The organism is Shigella sonnei (assembly GCF_002950395.1).
Taxonomy (GTDB): Bacteria; Pseudomonadota; Gammaproteobacteria; order Enterobacterales; family Enterobacteriaceae; genus ECMA0423.
In genome coordinates this window covers 314,866-329,056 of the sequence record NZ_CP026802.1, presented here as the reverse complement: position 1 = coordinate 329,056, position 14,191 = coordinate 314,866, and the positions used below count along the sequence as shown (strand labels likewise).

General features: G+C 44.6%; 10 protein-coding genes and 1 pseudogene. 4 read left to right on the top strand and 7 right to left on the bottom strand.

Annotated elements, in window-relative coordinates; genetic code table 11:
* Position 1 precedes the first annotated feature (1 nt).
* Positions 2-3,593 (top strand): annotated as a pseudogene (gene evgS, locus C1P89_RS01795) (acid-sensing system histidine kinase EvgS).
* 55 nt (positions 3,594-3,648) lie between these two features.
* Here evgS and yfdE read toward each other — a convergent pair.
* The 5 genes from yfdE to C1P89_RS01770 form a co-directional block, all read right to left on the bottom strand.
* Positions 3,649-4,794, bottom strand: a complete 1,146-nt coding sequence (yfdE, locus tag C1P89_RS01790) for a CoA:oxalate CoA-transferase (RefSeq protein ID WP_001433504.1) — start codon at positions 4,792-4,794, stop codon at positions 3,649-3,651.
* A 73-nt stretch (positions 4,795-4,867) separates the two neighbouring features.
* Positions 4,868-5,812 carry a transporter YfdV gene (yfdV, locus tag C1P89_RS01785; RefSeq protein WP_000955028.1) on the bottom strand — a complete coding sequence of 315 codons (945 nt, stop codon included), beginning with the start codon at positions 5,810-5,812 and terminating at the stop codon, positions 4,868-4,870.
* A gap of 69 nt (positions 5,813-5,881) precedes the next feature.
* Entirely contained in the window at positions 5,882-7,576 is a 1,695-nt protein-coding gene (gene oxc / locus C1P89_RS01780; protein WP_001283490.1) for an oxalyl-CoA decarboxylase, read from the bottom strand.
* 53 nt (positions 7,577-7,629) lie between these two features.
* On the bottom strand, positions 7,630-8,880 hold the full coding sequence (gene frc / locus C1P89_RS01775; RefSeq protein ID WP_000106764.1) for a formyl-CoA transferase: 1,251 nt from the start codon (positions 8,878-8,880) through the stop codon (positions 7,630-7,632).
* A 512-nt stretch (positions 8,881-9,392) separates the two neighbouring features.
* Positions 9,393-10,016 carry a YfdX family protein gene (locus tag C1P89_RS01770; protein ID WP_000825597.1) on the bottom strand — a complete coding sequence of 208 codons (624 nt, stop codon included), beginning with the start codon at positions 10,014-10,016 and terminating at the stop codon, positions 9,393-9,395.
* Positions 10,017-10,312: 296 nt separating this feature from the next.
* On the opposite strand from C1P89_RS01770, the gene ypdI reads away from it, so the two are divergent.
* Entirely contained in the window at positions 10,313-10,588 is a 276-nt protein-coding gene (gene ypdI, locus C1P89_RS01765; protein ID WP_000867637.1) for a colanic acid biosynthesis lipoprotein YpdI, read from the top strand.
* A gap of 76 nt (positions 10,589-10,664) precedes the next feature.
* On the opposite strand, the gene C1P89_RS01760 is transcribed toward ypdI, so the two are convergent.
* Positions 10,665-10,907, bottom strand: coding sequence for a YfdY family protein (locus tag C1P89_RS01760; protein WP_000639883.1), 243 nt, complete (start codon positions 10,905-10,907; stop codon positions 10,665-10,667).
* A gap of 352 nt (positions 10,908-11,259) precedes the next feature.
* Between C1P89_RS01760 and lpxP the strand changes: the two genes are divergently transcribed.
* Positions 11,260-12,180 (top strand): kdo(2)-lipid IV(A) palmitoleoyltransferase, encoded by a 921-nt coding sequence (gene lpxP, locus C1P89_RS01755; RefSeq protein ID WP_000484410.1) that lies wholly within the window; start codon positions 11,260-11,262, stop codon positions 12,178-12,180.
* Between the two features lie 355 nt (positions 12,181-12,535).
* Positions 12,536-12,607, top strand: a complete 72-nt coding sequence (ypdK, locus tag C1P89_RS01750) for a membrane protein YpdK (protein WP_010723117.1) — start codon at positions 12,536-12,538, stop codon at positions 12,605-12,607.
* A 64-nt stretch (positions 12,608-12,671) separates the two neighbouring features.
* On the opposite strand, the gene alaC is transcribed toward ypdK, so the two are convergent.
* Positions 12,672-13,910: an alanine transaminase gene (gene alaC, locus C1P89_RS01745; RefSeq protein ID WP_000785943.1), complete on the bottom strand. Its 1,239-nt coding sequence runs from the start codon at positions 13,908-13,910 to the stop codon at positions 12,672-12,674.
* Between the last annotated feature and the right edge of the window lie 281 nt (positions 13,911-14,191).

Here is a 14,191-nt window from a genome sequence, read left to right as displayed (position 1 = left end):
CATGAAGTTTTTACCCTATATTTTTCTTCTCTGTTGTGGTCTTTGGTCGACCATAAGTTTCGCAGACGAAGATTACATCGAATATCGTGGCATCAGTAGTAACAACCGTGTCATACTTGATCCAGTACGTCTGAGCAACAAGGAATTACGTTGGTTAGCGAGCAAAAAAAATCTTGTGATTGCAGTACATAAGTCCCAAACGGCTACGTTGTTGCATACCGATTCGCAGCAACGAGTTCGTGGTATTAATGCTGATTATTTAAATCTTTTAAAAAGAACGTTAAATATCAAATTAACACTCCGGGAATACGCCGATCATCAAAAAGCAATGGACGCGCTGGAAGAAGGTGAAGTCGATATAGTGTTATCACATTTAGTAGCTTCGCCGCCTCTTAATGATGACATTGCTGCAACCAAACCACTGATAATTACCTTTCCGGCGCTGGTAACCACCCTTCACGATTCAATGCGACCGCTTACCTCATCAAAACCAGTAAATATTGCTCGAGTAGCAAATTATCCCCCTGACGAGGTAATTCATCAATCATTTCCAAAAGCAACAATTATCTCTTTTACAAATTTATATCAGGCATTAGCATCCGTCTCAGCCGGACAGAATGATTACTTTATTGGTAGTAACATCATTACCAGCAGTATGATTTCCCGCTATTTCACTCACTCCTTAAATGTAGTGAAATATTATAACTCACCGCGTCAATATAATTTTTTCTTGACCAGAAAAGAATCTGTCGTTCTTAATGAAGTACTCAATCGATTTGTTGATGCTTTGACAAATGAAGTTCGCTATGAAGTATCACAAAATTGGCTTGATACAGGAAACCTGGCCTTTCTGAACAAACCATTAGAACTCACTGAACATGAAAAACAATGGATTAAGCAGCATCCCGATTTAAAGGTGCTGGAAAATCCTTACTCCCCTCCCTATTCTATGACGGATGAAAATGGCTCGGTTCGGGGCGTTATGGGGGATATTCTTAATATTATTACTTTGCAAACAGGTTTAAATTTTTCTCCGATCACCGTTTCACACAATATCCATGCTGGAACACAGCTGAATCCCGGCGGATGGGATATATTACCCGGTGCTATTTATAGTGAAGATAGAGAAAATAATGTTTTATTTGCTGAAGCCTTCATAACAACGCCTTACGTTTTTGTCATGCAAAAAGCGCCTGACAGTGAACAAACATTAAAAAAAGGAATGAAAGTTGCCATTCCATATTATTATGAGCTTCATTCGCAATTAAAAGAGATGTATCCGGAGGTAGAGTGGATAAAAGTCGATAACGCCAGCGCTGCATTTCACAAGGTCAAGGAAGGCGAACTTGATGCTCTGGTCGCGACACAGTTAAATTCACGTTACATGATCGACCATTACTATCCTAATGAACTTTATCATTTTCTTATTCCCGGCGTTCCGAATGCATCGCTTTCGTTCGCTTTTCCTCGCGGAGAACCGGAACTTAAGGATATTATTAATAAAGCACTGAATGCAATCCCCCAAGCGAAGTTCTGCGCCTGACCGAAAAATGGATTAAAATGCCCAATGTGACCATTGACACATGGGACCTCTATAGCGAGCAATTTTATATTGTTACGACATTATCCGTTTTATTAGTTGGCAGTAGCCTTTTATGGGGATTCTACCTGTTACGCTCAGTTCGTCGTCGTAAAGTCATTCAGGGTGATTTAGAAAACCAAATATCATTCCGAAAAGCACTCTCGGATTCCTTACCGAATCCAACTTATGTTGTAAACTGGCAAGGTAATGTCATTAGTCATAATAGTGCTTTTGAACATTATTTCACTGCGGATTACTACAAAAATGCAATGTTACCATTAGAAAACAGTGACTCCCCTTTAAAGATGTTTTTTCTAATGCGCATGAAGTCACAGCAGAAACGAAAGAAAATCGAACAATATACACACAGGTTTTTGAAATTGATAATGGCATCGAGAAAAGATGCATTAATCACTGGCATACATTATGCAATCTGCCAGCCAGCGATCATGCTGTTTATATTTGTGGTTGGCAAGATATTACAGAGACGCGTGATTTAATTCATGCACTCGAAGTAGAGAGAAATAAAGCGATCAATGCAACTGTCGCAAAAAGTCAGTTTCTGGCAACAATGAGTCACGAAATAAGAACACCAATAAGCTCCATTATGGGCTTCCTGGAACTTCTGTCGGGTTCTGGTCTTAGCAAGGAGCAACGGGTGGAGGCGATTTCACTTGCCTACTCCACCGGACAATCACTCCTCGGCTTAATTGGTGAAATCCTTGATGTCGACAAAATTGAATCGGGTAACTATCAACTTCAACCACAATGGGTCGATATCCCTACTTTAGTCCAGAACACTTGTCACTCTTTCGGTGCGATTGCTGCAAGCAAATCGATCGCATTAATTTGCAGCAGTACATTTCCTGATCATTACCTGGTTAAGATCGACCCTCAGGCGTTTAAGCAGGTCTTATCAAATTTACTGAGCAATGCTCTCAAATTTACCACCGAGGGGGCAGTAAAAATTACGACCTCCCTGGTTCACATTGATGACAACCACGCTGTTATCAAAATGACGATTATGGATTCTGGAAGTGGATTATCGCAGGAAGAACAACAACAACTCTTTAAACGCTACAGCCAAACAAGTGCAGGTCGCCAGCAAACAGGATCTGGCTTAGGCTTAATGATCTGCAAAGAATTAATTAAAAATATGCAGGGCGATTTGTCATTAGAAAGTCATCCAGGCATAGGAACAACATTTACGATCACAATCCCGGTAGAAATTAGCCAGCAAGTGGCGACTGTCGAGGCAAAAGCAGAACACCCCATCACACTACCTGAAAAGTTGAGCATATTAATCGCGGATGATCATCCGACCAACAGGCTATTACTCAAACGCCAGCTAAATCTATTAGGATATGATGTTGATGAAGCCACTGATGGTGTGCAAGCGCTACACAAAGTCAGTATGCAACATTATGATCTGCTTATTACTGACGTTAATATGCCGAATATGGATGGTTTTGAGTTGACTCGCAAACTCCGTGAGCAAAATTCTTCCTTACCCATCTGGGGGCTTACAGCCAACGCACAGGCTAACGAACGTGAAAAAGGGTTAAGTTGCGGCATGAACTTATGTTTGTTCAAACCGTTGACCCTGGATGTACTGAAAACACATTTAAGTCAGTTACACCAGGTTGCGCATATTGCACCTCAGTATCGCCACCTTGATATCGAAGCCCTGAAAAATAATACGGCGAACGATCTACAACTGATGCAGGAGATTCTCATGACTTTCCAGCATGAAACGCATAAAGATCTACCCGCTGCGTTTCAAGCACTAGAAGCTGGCGATAACAGAACTTTCCATCAGTGTATTCATCGCATCCACGGTGCGGCTAACATCCTGAATTTGCAAAAGTTGATTAATATTAGCCATCAGTTAGAAATAACACCTGTTTCAGATGACAGTAAGCCTGAAATTCTTCAGTTGCTGAACTCTGTAAAAGAACACATTGCAGAGCTGGACCAGGAGATTGCTGTTTTCTGTCAGAAAAATAACTAAATAGCGGCTCCCACAATGTTCTAATGTGGGAGCTATTTACCAGCACATCTTACATTTATGATGAGAACTCCTGGCGAATTTGTTCCCCATGCTGGTCGAGCGTTGCCGCTCCCGGCATAACATGCGGGTCCGCGCAGCCGCTGATTTTTATCGGATTACCCGGCATCATTATTCCTCCGGCTTCAATCAACATATTTCTCGCCTGAGTTTGTGGCAAATTAATGGCCTCAGCCACACTTAATAACGGCGCGACGGGCACACCAACTTCATGTATTTTGGCTAACCAAACTTCAGCTGCCTGCGTTTTTAACGTTCGCTCAATATATTGTTTAAGAATAGCCTGGTTTTGTACGCGTAAAATATTGCTGCTAAATCGGGGATCATTAACCAGTTCCGTAAGCTCCAGTGCCTGGCATAACGCAGAAAAAAGCTTGTCATTACCACAACAAATCGTAATCGGCTTATCCTGAGTATCGAAAACATCAAAAGGTGCCATGTAGGGATGGCGATTTCCCAGGCGTTGTGGTGACTTCCCTGTCGCAATATATGCCATCAGACCATGCTCCAGAAAACTCAGCGTGGCATCAAACATCGCTATATCGACATGCGCCCCTCTCTGGCTCTTTTCGCGGCCATAAAGTGCACTCACTATTCCGCTGAATAAATAGACACCGCCGCATAGATCCGCAAGAGAGGTACCAACACGCACTGGCGGAGCATCAGGGTACCCTGTTTCCATCATTATCCCACTCATTGCCTGAATGATGGTATCGTAGGCAGGAGCATCTTTTAGCGGACCGGTATGTCCGAAACCTGACGATGAAGCATATATGAGGCGCGGGTTGATTTCTTGTAACCTTTCCCATGAAAACCCCAGTTTTTCCATTGTACCTGGGCGAAAATTCTCAGCTAATACATCAGCTTGTTTGAGCATATTTATAAATATACTTTTATCGTGATCATTCTTTAAATCAAGAACCACACTCTCTTTGCCATGATTAATAAAACTGTAATAGAGTGACTGTCCATCCACATAGGGACCAAATGTGCGGGTATCATCACCATGACCTGGTGGCTCAACTTTAATTACCCTTGCGCCCATATTACAAAGAAGTTGAGTTCCGAAAGGTCCATTAAGGACATGTGTCATATCGATAACTAATAAGCCTTCAAACGGCCCTTTGCTTTCATTATTTGTCATTTGCTTATGCCTTGAAAAAAGCCGAAGGTGAAAAGACACTTCGGCATTTATGTAAAATCAATAACATGATTAATTATGAAACCAGTCGACTGACATAAATCCACAAGGGAGCCGTGACGACAAAGCCCAGTACGCTCACAGCCAATGACGCTGTACCAGTACGGGTGTAGACATTAAACCGGCTGGCAATAATGATTCCGGAGAATGCCGGCGGTAATGCGCCTGCCAGTACCATCATCTGCAAATGTTCGCTGTTCAAATGACATGCCATACCAACGAGAAGCAGCGCCAGTGGCATCAGAATCAACTTCAGGAAGGTGTTATAAGCAATTTCGGCACTGAACTCGAATTTATGTGCAGCCAGAGTCAACCCCGCAGCGAATACCGCTACCCCTGAGTTAGCCTTCGCAATCAGATTAAAGGTCGGGTCCCATGCTGCCGGAATTTTTACCCCAACCAGCACCAGGATCGTTGCCAGAACAGGTGCCCATACTACTGGCTCCTTTGCCGCAGAAATTAATGCGCTCAGATTACTATTCTTCTTACCATCCGCTCCTGAGGAAGGATTCAGCAAATACAGACCAATAGGAATAGTAATTGCGTTAACAATAATAGAAATAATTGCTACCACTAAACCTGTTGATACGGAATCACCATAAATAGGATCGAGAACTGCAAACCCCAGGAATCCAATGGTAGGTGAACCCGCAATTAATGCACATACAGCGGCTTCTGCATGGGTACGTTTAAAAAATTTGTAGCAACCAAACCAGGAGAAAAAGAAACATCCGACAATAACCACAAGTGATACAAGGGTCAGACGAGTGTCCGCAAAAATCATTTCCCTGTTTGCCCGGGTAATAGAAACAAATAGAGCCGCAGGAAGAGCGTAGTTTAATACCAGTTTATTAAATGCGCGGGCTTGATCTTCTGAAAAAGTTTCTCGTCTGCCGCTAAAATAACCCAACAGCATGATTACGATAATAGGCAATAAATCGCCAATAAAAAATGTTAGCATAATAGTATTTCCGATAAGGGTCCCCTCACCATCGCATAATGAGTTGGCAAGAGGAGACGATGTCAGTATTTAATTACCAGCGACTTGTTTTGGGTTAAGTTTGGTAATATGGCCACTTTCAGTTCCTGCAGCAGGGTCGATGACCACATTAATAATGGTCGGTTTGCGCGACTGAATACCGGTGGTTAAAGCATGACGAAGTTCATCTGTCGTGGTGACGTTATAGCCAACGCCACGAAACGCATCCATTAATTTGTCATACCTTGCATGGTGCAACAGATCCGTTGGTGATGGTGCACCAGCGCCACTGAGATCAACACCGTCTCCTCTGTAGATGCCGCCATTATTAAAAATAACGATCGTCACCGGCAGGTTATATCGACAAATCGTTTCAATTTCCATCCCACTGAAACCAAAAGCACTATCACCTTCAATGGCGACAACCGGAGAACCAGAAGTCACGCTAGCACCGATGGCATAGCCCATACCGATGCCCATGACACCCCAGGTACCACAATCCAGACGACGACGTGGTTTATACATATCAATAATATTTCGTGCATTATCCAGGGTATTTGCACCTTCATTAACTAAATAAATATCCTGGTTCTCGCGCAATACGTCGCGCACAGCACTTAATGCATTAAAGTAATTTAATGGTTGAGTATCTGTACTTAATTTTTCATGCATTTTTTGTGCATTTTGCTGCTTGTGGATATTTAAAATATCGCGCCATACCAGTGGAGTCGTAAATGTGTTTTGTTTCAGTTCTGCCAGCATACCTTGCATACTGGATGCAATATCACCAACGACTGGCACAGCAATGGGGCGGTTGCTGTCAATTTCCTGCGGTTCAATATCCAGTTGAATAAACTGTGTATCTGCCGCCCATCCTTTTTTACCGTGTGCCAATAACCAATTCAGTCGTGCACCAACAAGCATGACAACGTCAGCATTTGCCAGGGCAAACGAACGCGCAGCTGCCGCAGAAAGTGGATGCGTATCTTCAAGGATCCCTTTCGCCATAGACATTGGCAGGAATGGAATCTGAGCACTTTCAATAAATTCACGAAGCTGTTCATCAGCTTGTGAATACGCCGCGCCTTTGCCAAGGATAATTAATGGCCGTTCAGCTTTTGCTAAAAGCGAAATTGCGCTAGTGACTGACTTCGGGCATGGCAATAATGCTGGCGACGGATTTTCAACTTTAACAATCGTGGTTAACGCTTCGTCTTTTTCCATCGTCGCGGCCAGGACATTTGCTGGCAAATCAAGATAAACTCCGCCAGGGCGACCCGATACAGAGACCCGGATAGCGCGTGCCAATGCAATGCCAAGATCCTGCGGCTGATTAACGCGAAATGCTGCTTTGGCATACGGTTTTGCCGCATTCATTTGGTCCAGCTCTTCATAATCACCTTGCTGTAGGTCGACGATCGCGCGGTCGCTGGAGCCGCTAATCATGATCATCGGAAAACCATTTACCGTTGCGTTGGCCAATGCGGTCAAACCATTGAGGAATCCTGGCGCAGAAACTGTCAGGCAGATCCCCGGTTTTTGGGTAAGAAAACCGCTTGCCGCAGCGGCATAGCCTGCCGACTGCTCATGACGAAAACCAATATAACGAATGCCTTCCGCCTGGGCATGGCGTGCCATATCCGTCACAGGAATACCTACAACACCATAAATAGTGTCAATATTATTCTGTTTTAATGCTTCAACGATGATATGCATACCATCTGTCATTTGAAGTTGATCTGACATGATTAATAACCTCGAAATTTTTATAAATTGGGAGCCAGAAGCCCCCGTTAATATCAGATGGCGTGGTTTTGCTTCATTGCAGCAATTTCATCGTCGCTATAACCCAGCTCCTGCAATACAGCAGCGGTATGTTCACCTAATAGCGGCGCAGCTTTAATATCCGGCGTAAAGGCAGAGAATTTCATTGGACAACCAACGGTCAGATATTTTCCACGCAACGGTTGTTCCACTTCAACAACACTGCCACTTTGGCGCAAAGAGGGATCAAGTGAAATTTCTTTCATACTTAAAACCGGTGCACAAGGAATATCAAACTGAGTCAAATAGGCCACCGCTTCATGTTTATCAATAGTGACAGTGTATTTTTCGATTTCAGCAAAAATATCGAAAATATGTGGCTGTCGGGCATGGGCTGTACTGTATGCCGAATCGGTAATCCATTCTGGTTTGCCGATGGCTTTACAGGTGTTTTCCCAGTTTTGCTCCTGAATAGTGAAATAAATATAGGCGTTAGGATCGGTTTCCCAGCCTTTACATTTCAGGATCCAGCCAGGCTGACCGCCACCACCTGCATTACCACCGCGGGGAACTGCATCACCAAATGTACCATTCGGATACTGCGGGTATTCTTCCAGATAACCCAATTTATCGAGACGCTGCTGGTCACGTAATTTCACGCGGCAAAGGTTCAATACGGCATCCTGCATTGACATGGTGACTCGTTGCCCACGCCCCGTTTTTTCGCGATGCAGCAAAGCAGCAAGTAAACCGATCAGCAAATGCATTCCGGTGTTGCTGTCACCCAACGCTGCAGCGCTTACCAGCGGCGGACCATCCCAAAAACCCGTAGTGGATGCCGCGCCACCCGCTGCCTGAGCAACGTTTTCATAGGCTTTTACATTCACATAAGGCGAACACTCATCAAACCCTTTGATCGAACCAAAAATCAGACGTGGATTGATTTCTTGAATATGCTCCCAGGTGAAGCCCATGTGATCAATGGCCCCTGGATGAAAGTTCTCGACTAAGATATCAGCTTCGCGGATCAGCTTTTCCATTACCTCTTTGCCTTCCGCTGTTTTGGTATTTAACTCAATAGAACGTTTGTTACTGTTAAGCATGGTGAAGTAAAGCGCATCGATATCAGGAATATCTCGCAGTTGGTGACGCGTTACGTCACCAACGCCGGGACGTTCAATTTTAATAACGTCAGCGCCAAACCAGGCCAGCATTTGAGTACAAGATGGGCCAGATTGCACACCGGTGAAATCGAGAACTTTAATTCCTTGAAGTGGAGTTGACATAGCAATACCTATTAGTTAATTAAATATGTGTTAATTTAGCGTTTATTTAAGGCATAACGCCCTCTATAAATAATCTGCAAAATATCTTCGTAGCGGCACTCGATATTTTTAAATTCCTGTATCAAGTACTGAAAATTATTTCATCGCCACTTCCAATTCCTTTCTGCATGGTAAGTAGTGAGGACGAAAAGAAGAATATGATAAATATTTATTCGTGGTAATCAGAGAGAGTCGCGACATTTGTGATGTTATTCTTACAACTGTAAGAAGCGCCGGTGATTTACAAGTAAGAGTATGATTACGCTTTTTAAAGCGTACCATAAAGCATAACATAATAAATGATTTGTGATGACACTGGATTATTGCGGTTTACTTTGAGGAAAATAAAATGCGTGTTTATAGAACCGCGAGCGCCAAATAATTTTATGACCACAACCTGTCGTATTGTGGTCATAAAAAATTGTCGGCTGGAGGGAGTTAAATCCTTTACCTCAATATACTGCCTGTCAGCATTAGTTCACAAACAGTGCTTCGCTATCGACGATGATTCCATCTTCCGCACCTTTAAGCGCCAGGTTTGCCTCGTAGTATTGCTTTTTATCAAGCAGTTTCTGCGCATCAGCAAGTGCATTACGAGTCTGTTTAAGCGGCATCAGATATTGGTTTTCCATTACGCCAACACCGGCCAGGCGAAGCTCTTCCATTGCGCCCTTTTTATCCCCTTTCGCCATTTTTTCATTGGCAATTTTTATCGCGGCTTCTTTTTCGGGTGTTGCTACATAACTCTCAGAAATTCCGACAGATGCATTAATGACAATATATTGGTCATCATTGAGATTGGTCTTTTTACCTGGCTTAGCGAACTTTGCCCATTCGGTACTGTCATCTGACAGCAAAGCGGAAGCTTCATTGGTCAGTTCTTTTGCCTTTTCCGGATCGCCATGAAACAGAGCCAGGCGCGCTACCTGCACGTCACGCATCGCATATAAACCTTGTTCAGAGATACGCTCTGCTGCTGCCGTTTTCTGGGTTTGCTGAGTTTGCTGTTGTGCCGCTACCGGTGCATTATCAGCAGCCCATACAGTTGAAGATGCCAGAATTGCTGTGACCATCGTAGCCATAATTAAACGTTTCATACTTACCTCATTCTTTAACAGTTTTAGAAAACGCCGCCATCATATTGGGTGAGCATGAAATGAGAAATCAGAGAGCAACGGTCATTTTGAAAGGGTTATCTTACAATTGTAGTTATTATCGCAAAGCGGCATTTAGTCTTACAGTTGTAGGAATATGCTTCCTGTCGCAGAGAACTATTCTTATATACCACAAAGAGATGTCATTTATTATATTGATGTAAATATTGATTAATTATATGTAAATACAGCCATAACATCGTATGGTTCTCAGTGAACCATTTTCAGGATAACTTTCTATGAAAGTAAACTTAATACTTTTCAGCTTATTTTTATTGGTCTCTATTATGGCATGCAATGTTTTTGCATTTTCCATTTCTGGTGGTGTAAGTGAGAGGAGCTATAAAGAGACTGAAAAAACATCAGCGATGACAACCACACACTCTACAAAACTTCAGCCATCACAGGCGATTTTGTTTAAGATGAGAGAAGATGCGCCACCATTAAACCTCACAGAAGAAATCACGCCTACTTATCCGACAAAGGCGAATTATCTTATTCATCCTGTGCGATAGCGTCTGTCACATGGCAGGTGAACAATCATGTCTGATGCTGATGTGAACACCTGCCCAAATGAGCCATCCTGACCCACTATCGCCTGCCATACCCCACCATAAAGCGAATCATCAAGCCACAAGCCGGGGCAAGAAACATAAATATCCCCGTCACCAGTTCATTACCGCCAGTTAACCACATGGTGAAGTAATAAATGAGTGCAGCGAGGATCACCATGCCGAAGAAAGAAGAGACCGCCGATACCACGTTCAGTACCTGACCGATGTAGCCGCTTACGCAGACAATACACAGGGCGAGAAACATCCATAAATAAATCATAGCTCAACCTCCTGCCGCGCTAAAAAACCTGTAACTTCAGTCACTTTAATAGTAAGACAATCCTTAACCTCTGGCAATTTTTGCTAAGCATCAATGAAAACAGCACGTTAAATGCAACGCTATTGCGTGCGGAAAATTTTTTACTTTGCACGATTAATAATCAGTAGCTGAAAGCAGTCAGCCAGTGATAAAGTAGAGCCACCGCATTCATGCTCCTCGTGGTTATGTCCTGACTAGTCTTTACACTCTTTACAGGAACCATTGTCGTACATGATGGCCCAACCAATTGAGTGTACCGCTGTCGACATGGAATCTTCTGCGATACAACAATTCGTATCTACAGAAGGTAACTATGTTTCCACAATGCAAATTTTCCCGCGAGTTTCTACATCCTCGCTACTGGCTCACATGGTTTGGGCTTGGTGTACTCTGGCTTTGGGTACAGCTTCCTTATCCTGTTCTCTGCTTTCTCGGCACGCGTATTGGCGCAATGGCGCGACCATTCCTGAAACGTCGTGAATCTATCGCCCGTAAAAACCTGGAACTTTGTTTCCCGCAGCATTCTGCGGAAGAACGCGAGAAGATGATTGCCGAAAACTTTCGTTCACTCGGCATGGCGCTGGTAGAAACCGGCATGGCATGGTTCTGGCCCGACAGTCGCGTACGTAAATGGTTTGATGTTGAAGGGTTGGATAACCCTAAACGCGCACAAATGCAAAATCGCGGCGTAATGGTTGTCGGCGTCCATTTTATGTCGCTGGAACTGGGCGGCCGCGTGATGGGACTGTGCCAACCAATGATGGCTACCTATCGTCCACATAATAATCAGCTGATGGAATGGGTGCAGACCCGTGGGCGCATGCGCTCTAACAAAGCGATGATCGGCAGAAATAATCTGCGCGGCATTGTCGGTGCACTGAAGAAAGGTGAAGCGGTATGGTTTGCTCCCGATCAGGATTATGGTCGTAAAGGCAGCTCCTTCGCGCCGTTCTTTGCGGTGGAAAATGTCGCCACAACCAATGGCACCTATGTTCTCTCCCGTCTCTCTGGCGCAGCCATGTTGACCGTAACGATGGTAAGAAAAGCGGATTACAGCGGATATCGTTTGTTCATCACCCCAGAGATGGAAGGCTACCCGACAGATGAAAATCAAGCCGCTGCCTATATGAACAAGATTATCGAGAAAGAGATCATGCGCGCACCGGAGCAGTACCTCTGGATCCACCGTCGCTTTAAAACGCGCCCGGTGGGAGAATCGTCGTTGTACATTTAACAAACTGCTCTTACTCTTTCCCTCCTCAAATCGGCCATAATAACCTCATGGTTTTTATGGCTTTTTTCTTAAGGTTTTTTCCTTCGCTGAATATCTAATTATTACCGTCAGAAATTAAACTGTCGCCGATATGAGACACTTGTAAGTTACTAAAAGTAAATAAGAAAATGCCTCTTGTCTCGTTTCAGTTTTAGGCGTACATTAACGCCGTCTTGAGCAGTTTAGCTCAGAATTCTGGGGTGATGCCCACGGTAAAATACAGGGCTTTTAAGGTCGCTTTGCCCGGTGTCAACTCACTGTATCAGGTGTAATGAAGTCATTCAGGCGTAACAGTAATTACGCGGAGAGATGTAAAGTGAAATATTTCTTTATGGGCATTTCTTTTATGGTCATCGTTTGGGCCGGTACTTTTGCCCTGATGATCTAAAAGCAAACTGTGCAATGAAAAACAGGAGCCATCAGGCTCCTGTTTGCATTTCTGACGACGGTGTTTATTCCGCGTTTTCGTGAATATGTTTGCTGCTGGCGGGTAGTAAACCGTCGGCACGGAACATCGCTTTAATCCCTCTGATGGCCTGACGAATACGGTCGCGGTTTTCAATCAGTGCAAAGCGAACATGCGTATCACCATAGTCGCCAAAGCCAATCCCCGGCGAGACACAAACCTTCGCTTCGTTAAGGAGCTTCTTGGCAAATTCCAGCGATCCCATGGCCGCATATGGTTCCGGGATTTTCGCCCAGACATACATCGAAGCCTTCGGCATTTCGACCATCCAGCCCGCTTCATGCAGCCCTTTAACCAATACATCACGGCGGCGTTTGTACTGTTCGGTAATGTCGCGCACGCACTGTTGATCGCCCTCGAGTGCCGCAATCGCCGCCACCTGCAACGGCGTAAAAGTGCCGTAATCGTGATAGCTTTTGATTCGCGCCAGGGCACTGACCAGCGTTTTGTTGCCGACCATAAAGCCGATACGCCAGCCCGCCATGTTGTAGCTTTTCGACAGCGTAAAGAACTCGACCGCCACATCGCGTGCACCCGGCACCTGCATAATTGACGGCGCTTTCCAGCCATCGTAGACGATATCGGCATAGGCCAGGTCATGGACCACCAGCACATCGTAGCGTTTCGCCAGCGCCACAACCTTTTCGAAGAACTCCAGTTCCACGCATTGCGCGGTTGGGTTCGACGGGAAGCCGAGGATCATCATCTTCGGTTTCGGATAACTTTCACGAATGGCGCGCTCCAGTTCGTTGAAGAAATCGACACCTTCCACCAGCGGCACTGAGCGTACCTGCGCCCCGGCAATCACCGCGCCATAAATATGGATCGGGTAACTTGGATTCGGCACCAGCACCGTGTCACCATGATCCAGCGTCGCCAGCATCAGATGCGCCAGGCCCTCTTTCGAACCAATAGTGACGATGGCTTCTGATTCCGGGTCGATTTCAACGTCGTAGCGATCCTGATACCAGCGGGAAATGGCGCGACGTAACCGCGGAATGCCGCGTGAAGTGGAGTAACCATGCGTGTCCGGGCGCTGGGCCACAGTACATAATTTTTCGACGATATGCGGCGGAGTCGCACCGTCCGGGTTACCCATGCTGAAATCGATAATATCTTCGCCGCGCCGACGCGCAGCCATTTTCAGTTCAGCGGTGATGTTAAAAACGTAGGGCGGGAGACGATCAATGCGCGTAAAGCGACGTTCAGGGCGAGTGTCAGCCATAATTTCCTCAGATTAACGTTAGCGCCCGGACCGTCCGAGCGACGCTGCCACAATGGTGGCTGTTTTGAAAATAGCCTGATTAATTTCTGTCTGTCCAGCGTTTTAGAACATTTTTATCAATGGCTTTAAATGAGGAACTCCACTTCAAAAACAGGAAATTTTTCTACGCTAACAAGAAAATTACCACCAATTTTATTAACATTATAATTTCAATAAATTTACCAGCCAGAAGTGCATTATCAAGAGATACATTGCTAATACACCATTTATCTTTCAATCCC

What these genes read in the sequence shown, in the direction of transcription:
- yfdE (WP_001433504.1), bottom strand. Translation starts at nt 4,794, where the DNA reads ATGACAAATAATGAAAGCAAAGGGCCGTTTGAAGGCTTATTAGTTATC.
- yfdV (WP_000955028.1), bottom strand. Translation starts at nt 5,812, where the DNA reads ATGCTAACATTTTTTATTGGCGATTTATTGCCTATTATCGTAATCATG.
- oxc (WP_001283490.1), bottom strand. Translation starts at nt 7,576, where the DNA reads ATGTCAGATCAACTTCAAATGACAGATGGTATGCATATCATCGTTGAA.
- frc (WP_000106764.1), bottom strand. Translation starts at nt 8,880, where the DNA reads ATGTCAACTCCACTTCAAGGAATTAAAGTTCTCGATTTCACCGGTGTG.
- C1P89_RS01770 (WP_000825597.1), bottom strand. Translation starts at nt 10,016, where the DNA reads ATGAAACGTTTAATTATGGCTACGATGGTCACAGCAATTCTGGCATCT.
- ypdI (WP_000867637.1), top strand. Translation starts at nt 10,313, where the DNA reads ATGAAAGTAAACTTAATACTTTTCAGCTTATTTTTATTGGTCTCTATT.
- C1P89_RS01760 (WP_000639883.1), bottom strand. Translation starts at nt 10,907, where the DNA reads ATGATTTATTTATGGATGTTTCTCGCCCTGTGTATTGTCTGCGTAAGC.
- lpxP (WP_000484410.1), top strand. Translation starts at nt 11,260, where the DNA reads ATGTTTCCACAATGCAAATTTTCCCGCGAGTTTCTACATCCTCGCTAC.
- alaC (WP_000785943.1), bottom strand. Translation starts at nt 13,910, where the DNA reads ATGGCTGACACTCGCCCTGAACGTCGCTTTACGCGCATTGATCGTCTC.